26 protein-coding genes and 1 other annotated feature are annotated in these 22,361 nt (G+C 52.9%); of the genes, 17 read left to right on the forward strand and 9 right to left on the reverse strand.

The annotated features are described in order from the left end of the window. The first annotated feature begins 175 nt into the window (after nt 1-175). On the forward strand, nt 176-736 hold the full coding sequence (locus KNP77_RS11470) for an AAA family ATPase (protein ID WP_214890884.1): 561 nt from the start codon (nt 176-178) through the stop codon (nt 734-736). A gap of 114 nt (nt 737-850) precedes the next feature. After that, nucleotides 851-1,102, forward strand: a complete 252-nt coding sequence (locus tag KNP77_RS11475; protein WP_035386313.1) for a dihydroxyacetone kinase — start codon at nt 851-853, stop codon at nt 1,100-1,102. A 55-nt stretch (nt 1,103-1,157) separates the two neighbouring features. Here the strand turns inward: KNP77_RS11475 and KNP77_RS11480 are convergent, their stop codons facing one another. From KNP77_RS11480 to KNP77_RS11500, 5 genes are read right to left on the reverse strand one after another with little or no spacing between them, the layout of a single operon-like run. Further along, nucleotides 1,158-1,853: a carbohydrate deacetylase gene (locus tag KNP77_RS11480; RefSeq protein WP_214890886.1), complete on the reverse strand. Its 696-nt coding sequence runs from the start codon at nt 1,851-1,853 to the stop codon at nt 1,158-1,160. Then, a complete protein-coding gene (locus tag KNP77_RS11485) occupies nt 1,846-2,142 on the reverse strand; it encodes a PTS sugar transporter subunit IIB (protein WP_071398177.1) in 297 nt (98 codons plus the stop codon). Before KNP77_RS11485 ends, KNP77_RS11480 begins: the two co-directional genes overlap by 8 nt. Next, nucleotides 2,139-2,438 (reverse strand): PTS sugar transporter subunit IIA, encoded by a 300-nt coding sequence (locus KNP77_RS11490; RefSeq protein WP_035386318.1) that lies wholly within the window; start codon nt 2,436-2,438, stop codon nt 2,139-2,141. The genes KNP77_RS11485 and KNP77_RS11490 overlap by 4 nt, the downstream gene beginning before the upstream one ends. Before the next feature lie 29 nt (nt 2,439-2,467). Further along, nucleotides 2,468-3,787, reverse strand: a complete 1,320-nt coding sequence (gene celB / locus KNP77_RS11495; RefSeq protein ID WP_214890888.1) for a PTS cellobiose transporter subunit IIC — start codon at nt 3,785-3,787, stop codon at nt 2,468-2,470. Beyond that, nucleotides 3,784-5,103: a 6-phospho-beta-glucosidase gene (locus tag KNP77_RS11500; RefSeq protein WP_214890889.1), complete on the reverse strand. Its 1,320-nt coding sequence runs from the start codon at nt 5,101-5,103 to the stop codon at nt 3,784-3,786. The genes celB and KNP77_RS11500 overlap by 4 nt, the downstream gene beginning before the upstream one ends. A 174-nt stretch (nt 5,104-5,277) precedes the next feature. Here KNP77_RS11500 and KNP77_RS11505 point away from each other — a divergent pair, with 174 nt between their 5' ends. From KNP77_RS11505 to KNP77_RS11525, 5 genes are all read left to right on the forward strand, one after another. Beyond that, entirely contained in the window at nt 5,278-5,994 is a 717-nt protein-coding gene (locus KNP77_RS11505; RefSeq protein ID WP_131456437.1) for a GntR family transcriptional regulator, read from the forward strand. Between the two features lie 144 nt (nt 5,995-6,138). Beyond that, nucleotides 6,139-6,360, forward strand: coding sequence for a DUF6440 family protein (locus tag KNP77_RS11510; RefSeq protein ID WP_214890891.1), 222 nt, complete (start codon nt 6,139-6,141; stop codon nt 6,358-6,360). Nucleotides 6,361-6,393: 33 nt separating this feature from the next. After that, nucleotides 6,394-7,098, forward strand: a complete 705-nt coding sequence (locus KNP77_RS11515; RefSeq protein WP_071398172.1) for an ABC transporter ATP-binding protein — start codon at nt 6,394-6,396, stop codon at nt 7,096-7,098. Next, nucleotides 7,095-7,868 carry an ABC transporter permease gene (locus KNP77_RS11520; RefSeq protein WP_214890893.1) on the forward strand — a complete coding sequence of 258 codons (774 nt, stop codon included), beginning with the start codon at nt 7,095-7,097 and terminating at the stop codon, nt 7,866-7,868. Before KNP77_RS11515 ends, KNP77_RS11520 begins: the two co-directional genes overlap by 4 nt. Then, entirely contained in the window at nt 7,865-8,227 is a 363-nt protein-coding gene (locus tag KNP77_RS11525; RefSeq protein WP_214890896.1) for a VOC family protein, read from the forward strand. Before KNP77_RS11520 ends, KNP77_RS11525 begins: the two co-directional genes overlap by 4 nt. A 38-nt stretch (nt 8,228-8,265) precedes the next feature. Here KNP77_RS11525 and KNP77_RS11530 read toward each other — a convergent pair whose 3' ends face one another. Both KNP77_RS11530 and KNP77_RS11535 read right to left on the reverse strand, forming a co-directional pair. Next, nucleotides 8,266-8,781, reverse strand: coding sequence for a hypothetical protein (locus KNP77_RS11530; RefSeq protein ID WP_214890898.1), 516 nt, complete (start codon nt 8,779-8,781; stop codon nt 8,266-8,268). Nucleotides 8,782-8,912: 131 nt separating this feature from the next. Then, complete coding sequence (locus KNP77_RS11535) at nt 8,913-9,254, reverse strand: nuclear transport factor 2 family protein (protein WP_214890900.1); 342 nt, start codon at nt 9,252-9,254, stop codon at nt 8,913-8,915. A gap of 259 nt (nt 9,255-9,513) precedes the next feature. Between KNP77_RS11535 and KNP77_RS11540 the strand changes: the two genes are divergently transcribed. The 8 genes from KNP77_RS11540 to KNP77_RS11575 all read left to right on the forward strand — a co-directional run bounded on the left by KNP77_RS11540 (nt 9,514) and on the right by KNP77_RS11575 (nt 16,608). Continuing rightward, nucleotides 9,514-10,083, forward strand: coding sequence for a zinc dependent phospholipase C family protein (locus KNP77_RS11540; protein ID WP_214890902.1), 570 nt, complete (start codon nt 9,514-9,516; stop codon nt 10,081-10,083). A gap of 84 nt (nt 10,084-10,167) precedes the next feature. Then, nucleotides 10,168-10,458, forward strand: coding sequence for a hypothetical protein (locus tag KNP77_RS11545; RefSeq protein ID WP_214890904.1), 291 nt, complete (start codon nt 10,168-10,170; stop codon nt 10,456-10,458). 263 nt (nt 10,459-10,721) lie between these two features. After that, the gene (locus tag KNP77_RS11550; protein ID WP_483297953.1) at nt 10,722-11,723 is read left to right on the forward strand and encodes a siderophore ABC transporter substrate-binding protein; all 1,002 of its coding nucleotides are present in this window, start codon (nt 10,722-10,724) and stop codon (nt 11,721-11,723) included. 24 nt (nt 11,724-11,747) lie between these two features. Continuing rightward, the gene (locus KNP77_RS11555) at nt 11,748-12,740 is read left to right on the forward strand and encodes an ABC transporter permease (protein WP_251139054.1); all 993 of its coding nucleotides are present in this window, start codon (nt 11,748-11,750) and stop codon (nt 12,738-12,740) included. Continuing rightward, the gene (locus KNP77_RS11560; protein WP_214890910.1) at nt 12,737-13,813 is read left to right on the forward strand and encodes an iron chelate uptake ABC transporter family permease subunit; all 1,077 of its coding nucleotides are present in this window, start codon (nt 12,737-12,739) and stop codon (nt 13,811-13,813) included. Before KNP77_RS11555 ends, KNP77_RS11560 begins: the two co-directional genes overlap by 4 nt. Then, a complete protein-coding gene (locus KNP77_RS11565) occupies nt 13,810-14,562 on the forward strand; it encodes an iron ABC transporter ATP-binding protein (RefSeq protein ID WP_070328510.1) in 753 nt (250 codons plus the stop codon). The genes KNP77_RS11560 and KNP77_RS11565 overlap by 4 nt, the downstream gene beginning before the upstream one ends. Nucleotides 14,563-14,583: 21 nt before the next feature. Continuing rightward, nucleotides 14,584-15,279 carry a dihydropteridine reductase gene (locus KNP77_RS11570; RefSeq protein ID WP_214890912.1) on the forward strand — a complete coding sequence of 232 codons (696 nt, stop codon included), beginning with the start codon at nt 14,584-14,586 and terminating at the stop codon, nt 15,277-15,279. A 111-nt stretch (nt 15,280-15,390) separates the two neighbouring features. Next, the gene (locus tag KNP77_RS11575; protein ID WP_131464226.1) at nt 15,391-16,608 is read left to right on the forward strand and encodes a hypothetical protein; all 1,218 of its coding nucleotides are present in this window, start codon (nt 15,391-15,393) and stop codon (nt 16,606-16,608) included. A gap of 9 nt (nt 16,609-16,617) precedes the next feature. Here KNP77_RS11575 and KNP77_RS11580 read toward each other — a convergent pair whose 3' ends face one another. Continuing rightward, nucleotides 16,618-17,196 (reverse strand): anthranilate synthase component II, encoded by a 579-nt coding sequence (locus KNP77_RS11580; protein ID WP_131490104.1) that lies wholly within the window; start codon nt 17,194-17,196, stop codon nt 16,618-16,620. Then, nucleotides 17,193-18,530: an anthranilate synthase component I gene (gene trpE / locus KNP77_RS11585; RefSeq protein ID WP_214890914.1), complete on the reverse strand. Its 1,338-nt coding sequence runs from the start codon at nt 18,528-18,530 to the stop codon at nt 17,193-17,195. Before trpE ends, KNP77_RS11580 begins: the two co-directional genes overlap by 4 nt. A gap of 43 nt (nt 18,531-18,573) precedes the next feature. On the opposite strand from trpE, the gene KNP77_RS11590 reads away from it, so the two are divergent. Together KNP77_RS11590 and KNP77_RS11595 are read left to right on the forward strand one after the other, a co-directional pair. Continuing rightward, nucleotides 18,574-19,140 (forward strand): DUF3885 domain-containing protein, encoded by a 567-nt coding sequence (locus KNP77_RS11590; protein ID WP_131464220.1) that lies wholly within the window; start codon nt 18,574-18,576, stop codon nt 19,138-19,140. Next, nucleotides 19,137-19,369: a binding site (T-box leader), on the reverse strand. (Overlaps the previous gene by 4 nt.) 161 nt (nt 19,370-19,530) lie before the next feature. Continuing rightward, a complete protein-coding gene (locus tag KNP77_RS11595) occupies nt 19,531-22,251 on the forward strand; it encodes a S8 family peptidase (protein ID WP_214890916.1) in 2,721 nt (906 codons plus the stop codon). Nucleotides 22,252-22,361: the final 110 nt, after the last annotated feature.

Genomic DNA, 22,361 nt, shown 5'->3' on the forward strand with positions numbered 1-22,361 from the left:
TAAACGGCCTCAGCCCATTAGAATTCAGGGCTGAAGCCGTCTAAACGATTTTTATTATTTCGACTGTCTACTTGACAGGGTGCAGTTCATCATGTCGCTCGCTTTTCGCTCTTCCTACTCGAGGACTCGAGCCGTATGGTATGCTAGCAAGAAATGGATAAAGGACGGGGGAAGAATGAAGCTTGTCATACTGATTGGTCCACAAGCCGTCGGCAAGATGACGGTCGGCCAGGAGCTAGCGAAACAGACAGGATTGAAGTTACTGCATAACCATATGACGATCGATCTCGTCAGCCCGTTCTTTGATTACGGGACGGACGAGGGGCGCCGGCTCGTCCAACTGTTTCGGCACGAGTTATTCGAAGCGGTCGCGAAAAGCGATCAGCCCGGCTTGATCTTCACGTTCGTCTGGGCGTTTGATATGGAAGAAGACCGGACCTACATCGAAGGAGTGGCGGAACTGTTCGAGTCGCACGGGGCGGACGTCTACTACGTCGAACTCGAAGCCGACATCGAGGAGCGGCTCGCCCGCAACACGACCGAGAACCGGCTGGCACATAAGCCGACGAAACGGGATATCGCTTGGTCCGAGGCCGAATTGAAGCAGACGGCGACGCTGTACCGTTTGAACTCGCGTGACGGAGAGATCGATGTCGACAACTATTTGCGGATTAATAACACGCATCTTGACGCGGCAACGGTCGCTAGGCAGATCCAACGCCAGTTCAACCTTTAGAAGTTTAAAGATTTATGGCTGATTTGCCAAGCGGGACGAAAAGAGATAATCTAGCACTAGATGGTAATCATTACACTCTGTCTAGTCTATCCTTTGAAATTGGAGGTGAACAAGATGATAGAATTCAAATATGATACACAACTGTTGATCGAAGGGGAGCAACTGTCCGAAGATGCGATATTTGAGTACATCAACACAAGCTTCGCGGGAGATTGTTTGTTGGCAGTCGGGGACGAAAATCTAATCAAGATTCATTTTCACACGAATGAACCGTGGGATCTCGTTAAATATTGTGCGTCGCTAGGTGAGATTTACGATATTGTGATCGAAGACATGAGTAGACAAGAAAGAGGTCTACCTGGTTAATCTACGAACAGAAAAGAGAGTTGTTCGCCGGTAAACGGTGAACAACTCTCTTTTTCTACACCCACCAATCAGGGCGCTCATAGTCGATCAATAGCTGCTTTTCCAGTAAGCGTTGCACGAGGTAAGACGTGACGCTTGGTAAAATCTCATCGATATCGGCCGGGTGGACCATGACTTCGATCGAGTCGCCTGGTTGAATTGCGTCGAGCGTTGCCCGGGACACGCCATCGCCGTAGAACTGGTCACTGAACCGCTCGGTCACCCACAAGTCCCGTCGTGCATCGAGTGTCGTTAAGGCCCGAAACGTCGTGTCGTATTCTTCGGCGAGACGGACGATGACGTCTTGGATCGCCGGCCAGCCATGGACGTGATGGTGGCTGTCGAGGTGATGGAGCGACAGTCCCGTCGCGCGGAACGCCTCAATTTGCGCTTTCCACTCGAGGTAGACGAGCTCAGGGTCGGGTGCCGCTTCCGTCAGAAACCGGTTCGTGTAGCGGAACGTCCCGTCTTCTTTCGTGAGCGGTGTGCTCGTCTTTGCGAGCGGCCGTCCCCACGTCAAGGCGAGATGCACGCCGACGTGTAAGGCGGGATGAAGTTTTGCGAGCGCGACGGCCTCATCGACGGCATAGCCGTTCATCATAAGTGTCGCCGAATTGACGATGCCGTGGACGTGACTGTCGATGATGCCCCGGTTCACACCGGTCGTCAATCCGAAGTCGTCGGCGTTGATCAAGACGTGCGTTTTATGCATTTTGCACGAGACCGAGCGCTTGGTCGAGCACTTGATCGCCTTTCATGAGCCCGTAAGCCATATTGTCGATGACAGCGACCGGTACCGTGACGGATGCTTTGATCTTACCTTCGAGGTAGCGGACTTGTGGTCCGATCAAGATGACGTCGACGTTCGTTTGTTCTTTCAAGCGTGATTCCGGGATGGCTTCGATTGTCGCGTCCAAGCCACGTGAGGCAGCCTCGGTGCGCATTTTTTCAACAAGGATTGATGTCGACATACCGGCCGAGCAGACGAGTAAGATGTTCATTTCAGTTCCTCCAATTGGTTGAGTCGAGTGATCATATCGACCATCTCGATCGCAAGTTCTTTGACGGTCATTGCCGTCATCAAGTGATCTTGGGCGTGGACGAGCAAAACGCTCATGTCGCTCGTCGCCCCGCGTGCCTCTTCTTGCAACAGTTCGGTTTGAAGCTTGTGGGCTTCTAAAAACGCCTCATCCGCTTCTTTCATTTTCGCTTCAGCAAGTTCACCTTCGCCGCGTTTGGCGGCGGCAATCGCCTCGAACGCCGATGAGCGGGCGTTGCCGGCGTGTAAGATGATCATGAACGATAATTGTTGAATGCTTTCTGTCTTCAACTGATTTTCTCTCCTTCGTTGACTTCTGCTTTATTTTTATTGATGTCGGCCGTCATCGCTTTCGCTCCTGCCATGACGAACGGGATATACATCGCCGTCGCGATCGTCAAGTTGACGATTTGGAGCAAGACGCCGCGGACGCTACCGCCGGTGACGAGGTAACCGCTGATGATCGGTGGCGTCGTCCATGGCACGATGGCGACCGTCTTCGGTACCATGCCCGTAGAGAGGGCGACGTACGACACGATCGTGAGCGTGACCGGTACCAAGATGAACGGGATCAACATGACCGGGTTCAACACGATCGGGAGACCGAAGATGACCGGTTCGTTAATGTTGAACAGTCCGGCCGGCGCCGACAGTTTCGCGACTTGGTGATACGGGTGGTTGCGCTGCTTGCGGACGACGATGAAGATGGCGAGAAGCAGGGCGAACGTCGTACCTGATCCGCCCATGAAGACGAATGAATCGAGGAACGGTTTAGTCACCGTGTACGGCACGTCGTAAGCCGACACACCTGCTTGGAACGCGGCCAAGTTTTGCTCGATGAGCGGGAGATAGATCGGCTCGATGACCGAACCGATGATGTTCGTGCCGTGCAGTCCGAAGAACCAAAGGATGTGGTTCAAGAAAGCGATGACGAGACCGGCCGCGAGCGAGTCGCCGAACCCCTGAAGCGGTTGCTGGATGACTTTAAAGATGACTTCAAAAATGCTGAGCTCGACTTGGAGTGTCATGAACAGTTGAACTCCGGCGACGAGCGTCAAGATGAGCATCGACGGGATGAGTGCTTGGAACGAACGGGTGACCCCACCCGGTACGCCTTCCGGCATCTTGATCGTCAATTTCGTGTTGATGAGGTAACGGAACAGTTCGGTGACTGCGATCGAGACGATGATGGCAACGAATAATCCTTGGGCACCGAGCCAAGCGAAGTTAAGCCCCCAGTCTTCTGTGACCGGCACGAGCATGATGTATGACGCGACTGATAAAATACCGGCGGCGAGCCCATCGACTCCATATGACCGGGCCAAGTTATACCCGATCGAGAAAGCGACCAAAAGACCTAATATGGCGAACGAGGCCGTCCAAATGTTGCCGCCGAGTCCTTGCCAGTTCCCTTCGCCGAACGCATTGTTCATCATGCCGACGAAGTCGAGCGAGAGGCCACCTAAATTGATGGCCGGGAAGTTGTTAATGAGGACAGCGAGCGAACCGACGATGATGAGCGGCATGACCGAGACGAATCCATCACGGATGGCGACTAAGTGTCGCTGGGAACCGATGCGCCCAGCGATTTCGATAAACTTGTTCATGAGTAAACCTCCTTCTTAAATTGTGGTAAGTACGCTTCATGCGCGTCGAATAGCTCACGGAGGAGCGGATCGATTTTCTTCTCATCTTGGATGAGCGGGTTCATCAGGCAGGCGAGGTAGGCATCGTTGTATGAGCCGGACATCGCTGCGCGGATGGCGAGCTGTTCAAACGTCTTCAAATTAGTGATGAGTCCTTTGATCGGGAGCGGTAACGCACCGATTGAAATCGGACGTGGACCAGCCTTCGTGATGACGGCGTTCACTTCGATGACGGCGTCGTCCGGTAAATCGCGAATCGTGCCGCGGTTCAGTGTGTTCACCGTCTGGATATCGCCGCGATCGTTGTAGATCGAGTCCATCAAATTGCAGGCGGCGTCGGAATAATAGGCGCCGCCGCGCTGTTCGAGCTCAACAGGTTTCACGTCGAGTTCGACGTCTTTGTATTTCTCGAACAGTTGCGCCTCGACTTGCTGGACGACCTCGGCGCGCGTGCCGTTCTGTTCATACGCCGCTAAATCTTTCGCGAGTACGTCCGCCGTTTGGAAATAGTATTGATGGTACGGGTTCGGCAACATGCGGAGCGATTTCAAGAACGATTCGCTCCAACCGAGCCCGACGATGTTCGCCGGCGAGTAGTCGGTGCCGGCGTTCAGTGACGCGAGCACGTCGTCCGTGCGATCGACGCCGTCGACCCAGACGTGGCGGCCGAACACGAAATGGTTGAGTCCGATGAATTCGATGGCGACACGTTCGACCGGGGTGTCTAAAATCTCAGCGACCGAGTTGCGCATGTTGAACGGGATGTTACAGACGCCGATGACTTTTTTGTGGGCCGAGTGTTGCAAGACGGCCTCGGTGACGATACCGGCCGGGTTCGTGAAGTTGACGAGCCACGCGTCCGGGCAAATCTCCGCCACCTCATTAGCGAGCTCGACGAGGACCGGGATTGTCCGGAACGCTTTGAACAAGCCGCCAGCACCGTTCGTCTCTTGACCGATGAAGCCGTGCTTGAGCGGGATGCGTTCATCCAAGGCGCGGGCTTTCAGGCCACCGACGCGGATCTGCGTCGAGACGAAGTCGGCGCCAACAAGTGCTGCTTTCCGGTCGAGCGTCCAACTGAGTCTGATGTCAGCGCCTGCCTTTTGAATCATCCGTTCGGCGAGACGGCCGACGATGTCTAATTTGTCTCTCCCTTCCTCGATGTCGACAAGAACGATCTCCCGAACCGGAAACGTCGCTTGTCGCTGGATCAAACCTTCAATGATTTCGGGGGTATAACTCGAACCTCCACCGATGATGACGACCTTGACTGCCATAGTGCCAACTCCTCCTTGTGAAAGCGATTTCTTTTTGTTGTAACAAATATAACAAATAGTACAACTTGTCGCAATATAAAAAGTACAAATAATACAAATTGTTTTTTGTATTTGCATTTGTATGTTTGCTGTATCAGAATAAAGGAAAGAAGGATGACACAAAGGGGTGACAGAATGTCGCAGTCGACGCTTCAAACAGCCATCAAAGAAGAGTTATTGTCCCGCATCAAGAGCGGACATTATACAGAAGGCGAGAAATTCCCGACCGAGTACGCGTTATGCGAAGAGTTCGACGTCAGCCGGACGACGGTCCGCGGCGCGCTCAACCAGTTGACGACGGAAGGCTATCTCGTCCGCCAGCAAGGGCGCGGCACGTTCGTCGCCGGGAAGAAAGTCCGTCAGACGTTATCGCATACACCGAACAATTACGCGGCCCAGCTCGCCGTTCAAGGCAAGCGCGGCCAAGTGTCGCTCATCGACTTGTCGGTCGTCTCGGCGAACGCCCAGCTCGCCGACGTATTCACGGTCGACGAACAAGCACCGATCCAAAAGATCGAACGGATCCGTCACGCCGACGGGGAGCCGACGCAATACGAGGTCTCGTTCATCCCGTGGCAGATCGCGCCGGGTATCACGAAAGACCAGGCCGAGCATTCGCTGTTCCAAACGCTAGCGGAAGTCCACGACGTCCACGTCGCCAAGACGACCGAGGCGCTCGAGATCGCGCTCGCCGACGAACGGATAAGCGATCTTCTCGACTGTCCGCTCGGGACGCCGTGCTTTTATATCGAGACGGTGACCGAGGACGCGTCAGGAAAAACGATCGAGTACTCACGTTCATATTTCCGAGGGGACAAGACAAGTTTTGTCATCGAACGGAGCTACGCTTGAAAACACGCCGAAACCTGGCGTGTTTTTTTGTAGTCATATTAAACAAAAATGAACGGGTTAAGGATTTGTCAGCCTTGGAGATATCGCATTCATTGAAACCAAGGGTCATGTTGCGTACAGTTAACAGTAGGAAGGCGGGATGTCATGTTATTCAAGAAAAAAACAGACGACGAAGTGACAGGGGCGACGCGTTTCCAAGTCAAATTGACGGAACAGTTGCCGGAACTTGGCCAAGTTATGATACTCGTCGACACAGCGACCGGTGTCAACTACATCCAGACATGGGTCGGGACGGGTGGTGGCATCACGCCGTTACTTGATTCAAACGGTGACGTCGTGGTCGACGACGTGTCTAAATTTCAGTAAATAGGGATCGGATCGAGAAAGGATTGAAGACACATGCACATTATCGAATTCATTGGGGTCAGTCATAACGACATCCTACATAACATCACCGGCTACTTCCGCGAAGGCCGGATCACGACGTTCGTCGGACCGAGCGGCGCCGGCAAGACGACGTGCCTGAAGCATATTAACGGGCTACTATCGCCGGACGCGGGCGACATTTATTTCAAAGGCGAGAACATCCGCGATATCGATGTCATCGCGCTCCGGAAACAGATCGGCATGGCGTTCCAAAGCGCCCCGATGATCGACGGGACGGTGTACGACAACTTGAATTTACCGAAAGCGATTTTCGGGGAGACGCTCGACCGGGATAAAGCGACAGAGCTGCTCGGAAAAGTCGACTTGGACGGCATCTCGCTCGACCAACCGATCAAGACGTTGTCGGGCGGGGAGCGGAGCCGGGTCGCCATCGCCCGGACGCTCGTCAATAAACCGGACGTCTTGCTGTTAGATGAGATCACGTCGAGCCTCGACTACCGGACGGTGAAAGAGATCGAGCATTTGATCGTGCGACTTCAAAAAGATTTCGGGGTCACCGTCATTTGGATCACCCACGACCTCGATCAAGCGAGACGGGTCAGTGATGACATGTGGTTTTTACGGAACGGGGAATTGATTGAGTTCGGAGACGCTTCGTTCATCGACGAGTCGGACAATCCGATGATCGGGCGGTTCGTCAGGGGGGAAGAGCTATGACGTTCATCGAACTGATGACTTCCTTGATTTTCGTGGCGATCCCGCTCGGGTTGGCGTTGTTTTTGAAGCTCGGTCTCGAGCGTGACATCGTCATCGCGACGGTACGCTCGATCATTCAACTGTTGTTGATCGGCTACATTTTGACGTTCGTCTTCGAGAGCGATACCCCGGTGTTCATGCTGCTCATGATCCTCCTCATGATTGGCGCGGCGACGCAAAACATCATCAAAAAAGGGGACGGCATCCCTGGCATCACCTGGATGATCGTCCTCACGCTCGTCACGGTTGAATCGCTGACGATGGGGCTCATGCTCGGGCTCGGCATCATCCCGTTCGAGCCGGAGAAAATCATTCCGATCAGCGGTATGGTCATTGGCAACTGTATGGTGTTGTCACTCCTGTTTTTGAACAAGTTCAAAGACGAGGTCGAACGAAGCGACGAGGTCATCGAGCTCATCCTGTCGATGGGCGGGGCACCGAAAATCGCAATCGAGCGGAGCTTGAAGAACGCCATCCGGACGAGTATGATCCCGACCGTCGAGGCGCAAAAGACGATGGGGCTCGTCCAGCTTCCGGGCATGATGAGCGGCCTTATCATCGGCGGCGCCGACCCGATGGAGGCGGTGTTGTACCAACTGCTCATCTTGTTCCTCATTTTGACGACGGCGACGATTTCGGCCGTCATGGTCGGCTATATGGCGTATCCGCGTCTGTTTAACCAAAAACTGCAGTTTATCGGATTGACGTATCGGAAGGGGAAAACGACATGATCAGAGGCATCCATCACGTCCAAGTCACGATCCCGAAAGGTGAAGAAGCGACAGCACGCGCGTTTTATTGCGATGTGCTCGGCTTGAATGAAATCGACAAACCGGAGTCGCTTCAAGATCGAGGCGGGTTTTGGCTTCAAGTCGGCGACCAAAGCGTCCATGTCGGCACCGAGGACGGGGTCGACCGGCTGAAAACGAAAGCGCATGTCGCCTATACGGTGACCGATCTAGCAGAATGGGGACGGAAACTCGAAGCAGAAGGAATCGAGCGGATTGAAGGGATTCCAATCCCTGGCTTCGATCGCTTCGAGTTCCGTGACCCGTTCGGCAATCGGGTCGAGATGATTCAGGCGATATGAGGAAAGGGAGCGCCCAAGTGGGTGCTCCCTTTGTCGGTTCACGAGATGCCGAACAGTTCCGTGACGGCTTTCCAGCTCGATGGATAGGCGTTGCTGCCAGAATGCTGATGGATCAGTTTCCCGAGACGTTTTACAACAAGGCTCCACTGCGTCCCATCGGTGGTGTAATATCCTTTTTCTTCAAACACTTCAGGCCAACGATGTGAGGAGAGGGCGACGAATCGTTCGTGGACGCGTGTCGCATCCTCCTTTTCGTACCAACCTGAGCTTGGGATTGCTACGCTCAAGTCGTAATCTTCGCGCCAAATCACTTCTCGTTTGACCGACCCGTCTTCAAAGAACGTCAACGTGGACTCGTTGTGGACACCGAAGCCACCGACGGAGAACGTGACGGTGATGGACGGTTTCTTTTTACGGATGGCATCGAGCGGGATCGTCGGCTCGAACATCAATTTCTTTCGGCGTGACTCCATAAGCGCTAACTTCTCTTCTAACGTGGCTCTCGGTCGTCGCATGACCGGTTCAAGGTGGTTGTGTGTGCTATATGTATTCAATTTTGTCGACCCTCTCTTTTGGTGTCATTCATACGTGAATTATAGGACATCCGGACAAGGCGGGTGAGCAAAATAAATGGCAGGGTGAATAGAAAAAAGGGGGCGCTTAAATCGGCGCGCCCTATCTATCGTTATTGTGCAGGTGTCCCTTGATGGAATCGCATTTTCCATACGCCGTCAATCCTGACCCAAATCGAGCTGCGGAGAGCGGTCTTCTCAGTCGCGTGATTCTCGGTTCGATACGTAGCGAGCACGACATCGTCGCGGATGACTTCGAGGTTGAAGTCGGACAGTGTGATGTCAATCTCTCCAAGGTCCATCGTATTCGTGTCGTCTTCTTTGTATAAGACGCGACCTGAGCTCCCGATTTCAAAAAAATCTTCGGTCAACAGTTCACGCAATCGCTCGGGCGACGTCCGCACTTCCATTGTCAACAACAGGCGTTCTTTCTCTTCGATCAATGGTGCGAGCATTCGCGTCACTCCTTTCTAAAAACGTTAGCCGTGTACCGTATTCATTTTCCCGAAATTCATGACGATGAGTCCGATGCTATTGAGGGTCGATAACACTTCCGCGATAATCGCGGCAACGGGATAAGCAAAACCCATATAACCGTGATCTCCAATAATGTCATTACTTCATGTACGTTGCTGTGAATGTAGCAAAATATGTGTGGGTTGTCGACAGAATAAGCGAATGGGATAATTAGGGAAAAAAGGGGAGTGAGGATGGATGGGATCACACTTGATGCATCTTGTCATCGCGAATGAGGTATGGCCTCATTTGGCTGAGATTAATCAGACGGCTTTCTTGTTAGGAAATCTCGCACCAGACGCGACGCTGGCGAAACAGAATACACATTATTACGCAGGAAATCACAACGATTTGACGCGTCGGCTCGATCTCGAGCAATACTGGACGGACAGTGCTAGAGAGGACTCGTCTTTTAGACTAGGGTACTATTGTCACCTTGTCGCAGATGAGATTTGGCTGCAAGGTTTTTATAAGAGCTGGTTGAAACAAGTCATCACACAAAATCGGTCAAAGCAAGCGGCTTACTATTCCGACTTTGATGCCTATAACGCGCCGTTAGCGAAACGTCTTGGCAACTTTGATTTCGAAGTGTTGAAGACCGATGCGACAGATGAACTATTCGAACTGATAAAGAAAGTCGAGCAGGATGCACAAGCAACGACTGAAGGAACATACACGATGTTTTTACCTCATCAATTCGAGGGATACGTCGATACGTGCGTCATTCGTTGCCGTGACATGGTTCGACAAAAAATAGGGGGACTGTAGGAATCAACGTCAATACGCAGCACTCTGTCTGATGCTCGTGCTCTTTTTTGTCGGGATTTCAGAAGCCTAGGAAGGAGGAGTCGTATGGAGAAACAAATACCGAGACGGCCATTTCTGATGCGCGCAGTCCCATTTTTCCTCTTGGCTGCGCTATGCGGACCGCTCGCGTTAGTACTTGTCGTCATCTACTGGCGTGACTCGTCGGACGAGGTTCGCGGTCCTTATCTAATTTTTGCGGTCATCTTTTTACTGTTTTTCATCGTTAAACTGCTTCCGGACGGTCTCCTACAAATCATCCTCTTCTCGTTCACGTACACGTTCGTATGGTTTCTCACCTACAGCATTCTCAAACGAAAACGAGACAGCCGAAATTGAACTTTAACTCTTTAGAAAGTGGTCTCGTACCACTTTCTTTTTATTTTGCATTAATAGTAGGAAAAATATTTCCAATCTCTTTTTGAAATTTTGGCATTGCGCATCCTTTTTTTGTTTGCTATGCTTCTCAATGAAAACGACAATGATAATCATTATCAGCGATAAAGCATTCCTGTTGCTTACATAGACAAGATCAACAACAGGGATGCCGTTCGATTGAGAAGGTTGTCGGCGTAATCAATACATATAGGGAGATGGAAAAAGTGGGGAAATTAAAAGCATCAATCATGGCGACATCGCTCGTCTTATTACTTGCGGCGTGCGGGAACGAGAATGAAGCAAAAGATACGGGTAACGCGGAAGCGGAAGCGAAACCGAAGACGGTGGAAATCACGGACGCACATGGCACGATCGAAGTACCGGTCAACCCGGAGAAGGTCGTCGCGCTCGACAACCGGACGTTCGAGACGCTCTCGGATTGGGACATCGACTTGGTCGCGGCTCCAATCGGATTGATTCCAGCGGACTTGCCTTATAAAAATGATAAAGACATCGTGGACGTCGGGATGCACAATGAGCCGAACTTAGAAGCGATCGCCGGTGTGGATCCGGACGTCGTCATCGTCGGTCAACGATTCGCCGACTACTACGACGACATTAAAAAATTAGTTCCGGAAGCAGCCGTCATCGATTTGAACATTGAGCTCCCAGAAGATGCGGGCACGCCAGGTGAAATCTTGGTAGAAGGCTTTGAGTCGACGACGCGTTCACTCGGCCAAATCTTTGAAAAAGAAACGGAAGCAGATGAACTCATCAACAGCTTTGAAGCATCGATCGACAGTGTAAAAGCTTCATACAACGGTGAAGACAAAGTGATGTCAGTCATCGTCTCAGGCGGCGATATCGGATTCTCGGCACCGAATACAGGTCGTGTCTTCGGACCGATGTATGACATCTTTGACTGGACACCTGCCCTCGAAGTAGAGAAAACGACAGGTGACCACCAAGGGGATGAGGTCTCGGTTGAAGCGATTGCTGAGAGTGACCCGGACTGGTTGTTCGTCCTCGACCGTGACGCGGCGATTACAAGCATGGAAGACGCTGTACCTGCAGCAGACGTGATTGATAACGCACCGGCACTTCAAAAAACAAAAGCCGTGACAGATGCAAAAATCGTTTATGCACCGAACGACACGTACATCAACGAGTCGATTCAAACTTATTCTGAGCTATTCAACGATATCGCAGCCGCGCTTTCGAAGTAAGGGAGTCACGTTGTGCAAAAACCAATGACAGCAAGGGTTGAGACATTGTCTCAGCCCTCCTTTTCTAACATATGGACAAAGTCCTTTGTCGTAGCAGTTCTCGTTGTCTTCATGTTGGCATGCCTCTCGCTCGTGACCGGCGTCTATGACATTCGTCAGGAGGGTGGGTCGGACATGTTTTGGATCACCCGTGTCCCACGGACGATTGCCATCATGTTGACCGGTGCCGCCATGGCAATGTCGGGACTCGTCATGCAACTGATCACGCAAAACCGTCTCGTCGAACCGACGACGACCGGAACGCTCGAATGGGCGGGGCTCGGTCTGCTCACTGTGTATCTGCTCGTTCCGGCGCCGACGCTCATGATGCGCATGACGGGAGCGATCGTCTTCTCGTTCATCGGAACGATGGTCTTCTTCTGGTTCCTGCGCTCGGTCAAACTTCGCTCATCGTTGATCGTCCCGATTATCGGGCTCATGCTCGGGGCGGTCGTATCGGCCGTGTCGACGTTTCTCGGCTTGTTCTTTCAAGCGAGTCAGACTATTGAAGGCTGGTTCGTCGGGTCGTTCGCATCGGTGCAGGTCGGACGTTATGAATACTTGTGGCTTATCATCCTTGTCACATTCTTCATCTTTATCCTCGCGAACCGGTTGACGCTCGCCGGACTCGGCGAAGACATCGCGACGAGCTTGGGCGTCAACTACAACAGTCTCATCTTGATTGCGACAGGACTGATTGCACTCGCGGTCGGGGTCGTGGCGACGGTCATCGGTAATCTGCCGTTCCTCGGACTAATCGTCCCGAACATCGTCTCGATGTTTCGTGGAGACGATCTCCGTAGCAACTTGCCGTGGGTATGCGTCATCGGGATGGGCACGGTTCTCGTCAGCGACTTGATTTCGCGGACGATCATCATGCCGTTTGAATTACCGGTATCGCTCATTCTTGGGACGGTCGGGTCGGTCGTGTTTATCGCGATTCTCTTGAGACAACGGAAGACGGGAGGGGTACGATGAGCACACTCATCGAAAACAAGACGAAGCAACGGGAAGCGTATGACGTCGATGGTCGATCCGTGCATACGGAAGAGCGGTGTGCGACGGCGTTCCGTTCGAAGCGGGAAGAACGGCGTTATTGGCTGTTCCTAGCCTTCTTTATCGTCGGCGGATTGCTCTGTGCGTTCGGGTTACTCGTCTATAACAACCCGGTTCCGTTCGATTCACCGTCGTTCATCCCCGTCGTCGAGCGTCGGGTCGTCGCCGTCGTTACGATGGCGATCGCCGCGCTCTGTCAAAGCTTGGCGACGGTCGCGTTTCATTCGGTGACGAACAACCGCATCATCACGCCATCCTTGCTCGGGTTCGATGCGCTTTATTCGACGATTCAGACGAGCATGATCTTCTTCTTCGGTGCGGGTGCGTTAATCGGTTTTTCGGGAACCGGTGCCTTTTTGACCCAGGTCGGCCTCATGGTGCTCATGAGCCTGCTCTTGTATGGCTGGCTCTTGTCCGGGAAATACGGGAATCTGCAACTCATGCTTCTCGTCGGGATCATCATCGGGACCGGTTTGAATTCGGTGTCCTCGTTCATGCGCCGTATGCTCGCGCCGTCGGATTTTGATATCCTTCAGGCCCGTCTGTTCGGATCGGTCATGCATGCTGATGCCGCGTACTTCCCAATCGTCATTCCGATTGTGATTGTCGTCGGAATCATGTTGTATAGCTTCTCAAATCGCTTGAACGTCGTCGCACTCGGGAAAGATGTAGCGACATCGTTCGGGGTGAACCATCGGGGGAGCGTCATCTTTACGCTCATTCTCATCTCGCTATTGATGTCGGTATCGACAGCGCTCATCGGACCGCTGACGTTCTTTGGATTCTTGGTGGCGACGCTCAGCTATCAGGTTGCTTCGACGTATGACCATAAGTATATGTTCCCGATGGCGTTCGCGCTCGGTTTCTTCGTGTTGACGAGCGCGTATTTCTTTATGTATCACATTCTCAATACACCGAGTGTCGTGTCCGTCATTATCGAATTGTTCGGCGGAATCGTTTTCTTGGCAATCATCTTAAGGAGAAAATCGCTATGATTCAACTTGAACAAGTACAAAAATCGTATACGGATGACGTCCGAATCGGACCGATCAATCTCGACATCCCGAAAGCCGGGTTCACGTCGTTGATTGGGCCGAACGGGGCCGGCAAGTCGACGACGCTCATGATGATTGGCCGCCTGCTCGATTTAGACGCGGGTCAAATTCAAGTCGCGGGGATGGACGTGTCGAGCACGAAATCGAAAGACTTGGCGAAAATCATCACGATTTTACGACAAGAAAACCATTTCGTGACGCGTCTCACCGTCCGTCAGCTCGCCGGGTTCGGTCGCTTCCCATATTCGAAAGGACGGTTGACGCAAGAAGATGAACGCATCATCTCGAAGTATATCGACTTCCTTGATTTGACGGAGCTCGAGCATCGTTATCTCGATGAACTGTCGGGCGGGCAGCGCCAGCGGGCGTACGTCGCGATGGTGCTCTGCCAGGAGACGGAATACGTGTTGCTCGATGAGCCGCTCAATAACTTGGACATCGCTCGCTCGGTCCAGATGATGGAATACTTGCGCCACGTCGCCGACGAGTTCGGCCGGACGATCGTCACCGTGCTCCACGACATCAACTTCGCGGCCAAGTACTCGGACCGGATTTGTGCGATGAAAGACGGCAAGATCGCCGCCTTCGGTACGGTTGATGAGATCATGGTCGCCGAGACGCTATCCGACATCTTTGAGACGAAGCTTGAAATCATTCAAGGACCATACGGACCGATTGCGGTCTATTAATAGAAGGAAGGAGTGACGACGATGCAAATTTACTGGACACCGATTCAACGAGTTGTACAGGAAGCGCCAGATACATACACGTTCCAACTCGAGCTCCCGGACGGCTTCACGTGGGACGAGGGGGCGCATACCCACTTCGCGTTAGAAGGGTTCAACAAAGAAGACAAACCGAACCGGAGCTTGATTCGCCACATGTCGATCTCGACGCTGCCGCGTGAAGGCGCGATCGGTATCACGACACGGATCAAGCGAGAGTGCTCCGAGTTCAAGTCGATCTTGCGTGATATGGAGATTGGCGAACAAGTCGCCATCTTCAAGACACATTCGAACGTCCCATTGAAGCGTGAGGGGAAGAATGTGTACTTGTTGTCGGCTGGCGTCGGGCTCGCGACGTTCCGTCCGATCGTACTCGAATACTTGGAGAACGGGGAAGGTGTGTCGCATCTCCACTCGCTGAACGTCGACACGTCAGCGAACTATCTATTCAACGACGTATTTACGTCATCAAACAGCTTCACGGCAGAGTTTGTCGCCAATCGTGTCGACTACTATACAGCGGTCGAGACGCTCGCGACGGACCGAGACGGCTTATTCTATCTCGTCGGTAGCGACGACTTCCTGCATCAGACGATCGACGTGTTGCGCCGAAGCGGCATCATGCCGGAACAGATCGTACTCGACAAACATGACTTCCAACTTGAAGACTTTTTAAGATGAGGCTAAGACCGGGGACGCGTTCCTCGGTCTTTCTTATGGAATCGAAATAGTGTTGCACATAAAAACTGATTTCCCTTTATACTAGATACAACGATAAAGGGGGGAGTTCAAATGGAATACCTGTACATATTCCTTGGTGTTTTGTTCGTTGCAATCGTTGTCCTGATTTGGAAGAAGCGTCAGAAACCGACTGAAACATCAATTCCGCTCAACTCAGAAGACAATCAAGTGATCCAGTCTAGCGCAGCGCATGAATTGGTCAAACAAGAGCACTCGGCAACCGTTTTGCCGGTTGTTTTAGAGGACGTGTCTAATAAAGAAGAGATTACGGTCGGGGCGGATATGGCGCAACTGTTAAAACATGTCGTGCAATCTGTCGGCATCCCGGCGGCAATACAATCGCTCGGCCAAAAGCCTACGTACCAACTCGTTTTTTCGCCGAAAGTAGAAGCCGCCTTGAAAAGTGGTGTCTATTCTTTAAGGAAATCAAAAGAAGACGGTTATTGGCGAGCCATCTTGGTGGACGGAAAAAATACAATTAAAGCCCAAGCGAATTTGAAGAAAGTTAACCCGCTCCAAGTTCGGCGGATTGCGCTAGATTTGGCAACAACGGTCGTTGCCCAAGAACACTTAAGAGAAATCAAACAGTCGCTCGACAAGATTGAGACGATTGTAAACAAGTTAGTCACGATGAAATTGAATGAATATCACGGTCAAGCCCGGAGTTCGTTTAACTATTTAGATCGCGTCTACGTATTTTTAAAACAAAATACTGTGGACAGCAAGGTCACACACCAGCTTGAGAACAACTATAAAGCAGACATCGATACCATCTATGCCTTGCTCAAACATATCGATTCCCCACTCGGGAAAATGAATGAACTGAAGAAACGTGCTTTTGTTTTCAAAGAGGCTGACAAAATCCAAACGATGAAGGAAGTCATCGGCGAGTTCCAAGAGTATGAAGAACTCATCTATATGTTCCTATTAAGCTTGCAAGGAGAAATTCACGCGATGCGCCTGTTGGGGGACCCTGAAGAGGCGATTGATCAAGCCACAAAACAAGTGAACACAATTAGCCAAGAGTTCGAATCGAAGCGTCATGCATTCCATCAAGGGCTTGAAAGCTACGAGAAAGAATTCAAGGTTCGCTTCGCCTTGGCGAGCCGTGAACGGAATCAAATCCAGCTGATCGCAAACGAGCATATGGCGGTTATCGATCAATCAGCGGCTCGTGCAATCAATCTTGACTTCAAGGCGGAAGTCGAACCAAGAAAATTGTTTATCGTGTCAGAAGGGGACGAAGTCAAAGTGTTCGCGAATCGATAAAATCAGTACTTAGACCGGGGATACGTTCCTCGGTCTTTTTGTATGACAAATCGCGACGAATCGTTCGAACAGGTCACGTCCGTCCGGTGTCCCGATCGACTCGGGGTGGAACTGGACGCCGTACGTCGGATGTGTCGGATGTTCGAGCGCCATGATGACGCCGTCCGCAGTCGTTGCCGTCACGTTGAGTTCCGTCGCTTGGACGACGAGCGAGTGGTACCGCATGACGTCCATCGGCTCTCCGTCGAACAAGGCACCGGTCGTCGTCTCGATCACAGACGTCTTGCCGTGCATGACCTGTTTGGCCCGGCCGACCGTGCCGCCGAACGCTTCGGCGATGACTTGATGACCGAGACAGACACCGAGGATTGGGATTTGTCCCGACAGCTGTCGGACGACGTCGAGAGAGACACCGGCGTCACCTGGACCACCTGGACCAGGTGAAATGATGATACCGGACGGGTTAAGGGCGCGAATTTCATCGACCGTCAGCTCGTCGTTACGGACGACCAAGACATCGCTGAACCGGGCGACGTCTTGATAGACGTTATATGTGAACGAGTCGTAGTTATCAATCAGTAAAATCATGCGAACACCTCCAACAGGGATTTGGCTTTATGCAGCGTCTCTTCATATTCCGATACCGGATCCGAGTCAAAGACAATGCCGGCCCCGGCTTGGACGTACGCCGTATCATTTTGGACGACCATCGTCCGAATGGCGAGGGCGAAGTCGAAGCCGCCCCGGACGTCGAGATAGCCGACGGCCCCGGCGTATACTTCACGTTTCACCGTCTCGAGCTCATCGATCAACTGCATCGCCCGAATCTTCGGTGCCCCGGAGACGGTGCCGGCCGGGAGACAGGCCCGTAGCGCGTCGATCGGGTTCAAGTCGTCACGTAGTTCGCCTTCGACTTCGGAGACGAGATGCATGACGTTTTTGAAACGCTCGACTTCCATCTGTTTCGGAATCGTGACCGTTCCGACTTTGGCGACGCGGCCGATGTCGTTCCGGCCAAGGTCAAGTAGCATCCGATGTTCGGCCAGCTCTTTCTCGTCTTCAATCAAGTCGGCAGCGTGGCGCATGTCTTCTTCGACGGTCTTGCCGCGCGGGCGCGTACCGGCGATCGGGTTCGTCGAGACGCAGTTCCCTTCGACACGGACGAGACTCTCAGGCGACGCCCCGAGGACGATCGCTTCGCCGAGGTCGATGTAGAATAAGTACGGGCTCGGATTAAGTTTTCGCAGCGTCCGGTAGAAGTGGAACGGGTCACCGGTGAACGTCGCGTCAATCCGTTGCGACAACACGAGCTGGAACACCTCTCCGGCAAGGATCGCTTCTTTCGCTTTCAAGACACGCTCGATAAATGTGTCCTTGTCGGTCAAGAGCCGTTCGCTCGTCCGGACGACCGGCGCGAGTTCATGCGTCTTCGCCGTCTCGAGCTCGGCTTTCAACTGTTCGAGCCGGGCCGCTCCGTCGCCGTCGCTGTCGCCGGTGTCGATCAAGATGACGCGCTCCTCGAGATGGTCGTATAAGACGACCGTCTCATAGCGTTGGAACAACGCGTCCGGCAAGTCGCGTGTCTCGGTCGGCGTGTTCGGGATCGGCTCATACGTCCGCAGCAGGTCGTAGCCGATATACCCGACGGCGCCGCCGATGAACGGGTAGGGCGCGTCTTCCGTGTCACGTGCGATCAATGTGGATAAGACGGCGAGCGGGTCGTCCGTTTGGGTCGTACCCGTTGCATCGGTCACGGTGTTGCCGTCGACACGGATCGTCTCGACCGGGTTCGCCGCGATGATCGAGTAACGTCCGTGTTTGCCTTCAGCCCGGCTCTCGAGCAATACTTTTCGCTCTCCTTGTAACCGATGGAAGATTGCTACCGGGGTCAGTTCGTCGCCGTTGATGATTAGTTGTTTCATAGGATTGACCTCCTTATAATATAGACAGAAAGGGGAGAAGCACGTGCAGATTCTAAGACCAGACCAGTTTTCAGGTGACCCGTTGACGGCTCATATCGAACTTGAAGAAACAATGTCACCTTACATCGAGTCGGACGTGTACAATCCGGCCTATTTTCAGGCGGTCTTACAGAAGGCGCACGACCTGTTTGACGCCTTGTTCGATGAAGGGGATGCCATCCTTCTCGTGTATCACGTGTATGGGACCGCATTTACGCCCACGCACCTCTTTCGCTTCATTCGTGACCGAAACGCCCGATTTAAGACGACGTTAACGCGTTCCGTCCTACATGAAGAAACGATTCGAACCTATACGGTAGCGATTTCAGGCAGGTCACAGCTTCGACTCCATGCCTTGTTAGAAGCAATTTGTCATCAAGACTTCCACTTCTCGCCAAGGCTCTGCCGTCACCGTTGGACGTGTCCTTCCATTCAGTTCATTCATCAAACGAAAAACCATGTGCTGTTTATTTATGATGACCGTGGTGCTTATATCCGCGGGACATCACCCGAACACCTTGAAGCCTTAAAACAAAAAATCTCCCCGCCCTTCATGCCCAATCGGACATGAAGGACGAGGAGATTTCCCCGTGTTGCCACCTTCGTTGAGAAACTTCGTGTCTCTCCACTCATCGCGAACGATCATTCGCTGTCCTCGGTAACGGGAGGACCCGTCAGAGCCTACGTATCGGTCTGAACGCTCAAAAGCCCATTCACGCAAGACACGTCACCGGTTCGCATCGATCACCGGCTTTCTGGAGACGTCCCTTCGCGCTACTCTTCTTTCTCATCGCGAGTTCGTATGATGTTATCGTTACTTTAACGGGATGACGTGATGATGTCAATCTTTGACGTGTTTCATTGTCGAAATATTTTCGTAACACGATTGAAACATTTTCTAACAGATCTCGTATACTATATCCAAGGTGATCCACCTAATACTTGGAAAAGAGGAAAACAAATGAAACGATTGGTGCAACGGACTGTTGCGACATTGCTCGCGGTCCTACTTATCGTCTCGCTCGTCCCGCCGCGCATCCACGCTGATGCCGGGGCCGGAATGAAGCAAGCGACACTACTGGAAGCAGGGGAGGCTGTCACGTTCACGACGGGCGTCGACCCGGTCAATACATACTGGTTCAAGATGGAGCGAGGAGCTCCGAGCCAGATGACCCATATGGAAATCGTCATGGAGGCGACGAAACTCGCCAACGTCTCGGTCTATCCGAGCGCCGATATGGCCGGGAAAGACGATACGTTCTATCCTTACCGTGCGAGCGCCTCGAAAGAGGACGGCAAAGCGACAATCCATCTCCCATATGCATGGGAAGGACCATACTACGTCAAAGTCGAGTACATGCCGATGGAGACGCCGGACATGTATCCACCGGAAGAGGAGATCTTCTCACTTGAAGAAGGAGAAGAGCCGAGTGAAGAAGGAACAGAACCGAGTGAGGACGGAACAGAACCGCCAAGCGAACCGGACCCGTCGGAGTTCGCTTCAGAGATCAACCTCGTCTACAACCCGGTCAAATTGCCGGTGAAATATGAACAGGCAAGCGGCGATATGTGTGCCGTCGAATCGATTTTAATGCCGGCAAGTGATCAAAAGACGATGCTCGAGCTGATTCGACGTGTCCAGACGGACGTGCTCAACCAATCAGAAGAAGGGCGGGAACTCGCGGCACTCTACTACCGTGCCTCGCCTTACATCATCAAGGCGATCACGTTCGACAAGACGAAGCGTCAGGCGGCGTATAACGACCTGGTGACACTCAAACCGCTTTTGACAGCTCTCGTCGAGCGAAAACAGCATACAGTGTCGTCGAAAGAGTCAGCGGCCATCAACCGGATGCACGCCCTCGTCAGTCAAAGCGTGCCGGAAGGATTGAAGGCGGACATCGCGTCTGTCGCAGGTCTTGCCGGGATGGATGAACTTGCGGGAACACCGCTCACGGACGTGTTCGACCGCATCGGCGTCACCGTCAACGTGACGGACGCCCCGCGTTATATCGTCAAATACAAGTCGTCACCGAACCGATCGATTGGCAAGATGAACGCGATGCGTGATGTCTCGGCCGAACGTCTCGCCATCGGTTCACCGGGTGACCATTTCGCGCTCGTCGATGTCGAAACGGCGTCAGCGAAGACGAAAGCGTCGGCACAAGCGGTGCTCGAGTCAGACCCGAACGTCGACTATATCGAGCCGATCGAGACGTACTCTGCATTTATGGCGGACCCGAGCTATAGCTATCAATGGTCGGTCAACAGCCGCTCTGTGTTGAAACCGTTCGGGGACGCGGGCATCAGCCTTGATAAGTACGAGGCGCTCAACTTGAAAGCCCGTACCGTCAAAGTTGCCGTTCTCGATACCGGTGTCGACCACCGCCTTCTCGATTTGAAAGGGAAAGTTGATGTCCGAAATGGGAAGAACTTCGTCGACCCGAACGGGGAAGGCGACGCAATCGATGACCACGGTCACGGGACGCACGTCGCCGGTGTCATCGCGGCCGCTCAAAACAACGGCACGTCGATGCGGGGGATTGTCCCGAACGTGTCCATCTTACCGGTAAAAGTACTTGATGCCGGCGGATATGGGGAGACGGATCAAATCGCACTCGGTATCAAGTATGCCGTCGACGCCGGAGCGAAAGTCATCAATATGAGCCTCGGCGGAACGGAAAGCCGCACGATCGGTTATATGTTGAAGTATGCGCATGACCGCGGTGTCATTATCGTTGCAGCAACGGGGAACGACGGCCAGTCGCGCGTCTCGTATCCGGCGTCTTCGAAGTACACGATTTCGGTCGGCGCGACGAACACGTTCGGTCTCGTCACGGACTATTCGAACTACGGAATTAACGTCGATGTCGTCGCACCAGGTTCAAAAGTCGCGAGTCTTGTTCCGGACGGTAACGTCGTCTATATGGACGGGACGAGCATGGCGACGCCACACGTCGCATCCGCTGTGGCACTTCTCGTCTCGCAACACCCGCGTGTGACAGTCGAAGGCGTCCGGACGATCTTACGCCGTTCGTCGGAGCCGCTCGCCTTCACGGGTGGAGACGCACCGAAAGACCCGCGTGAATATGATGGTATGCAAGACGTGTTAGATGGTTTGAATACTCCGCTTCTCCCGTATTATGACGTCGTGAGCGGTTACGGGAAAGTGAACGTCTACCGGGCCGAGTCGATGCTTCAACTCGCGCCGAAGCCGGAGCGCATATTTGATAACGCGCCGGTCTTCAACGTTTCCGCAAAATCGGGAACGGTCGTCAACGTGTATAATAAAACGAAACGGATCGGCTGGGGAACGGTCAAAAACGGCAAGTTGACGATGTCGCTCGCCCCACAAAAAGCGGGAACGGTACTTCGTGTCACGTATACGAACGGGCCACTCTTCACGGGAGAACGCGTCGTCGTCGCCAAAGGGCTTCGACCGAGTGCCCCGAGCGTCACAGCACCTCGTGCAAACGCGAAACAAGTGACCGGGAAAGCGCAAGCCGGGATGACCGTCGTCGTGCGTGATCAGAACAAACGTGTCATCGGCAAGTCGAAAATAGCATTGAACGGCACATACGTGGCGAAGACGCGAGCCTTGAAAAAAGGTGAGCGCTTGTCTGTCCACGTTGAAGACGTGACGAAGAAAGTCAGTAAAATCACGACCGTCACCGTCAAATGAACGAACGAAAACCGGCTCTCCATAGAGGGCCGGTTTTCGTATGCGTCAAAGGATTTTGATGCTCAAGACACTTTCAAATTGCCGTTCATCTTGCGGAGCTTGTCGATACG

Source organism: Exiguobacterium sp. s142, assembly GCF_018618455.1.
In the GTDB taxonomy this organism is placed as follows: domain Bacteria; phylum Bacillota; class Bacilli; order Exiguobacteriales; family Exiguobacteriaceae; genus Exiguobacterium; species Exiguobacterium aurantiacum_A.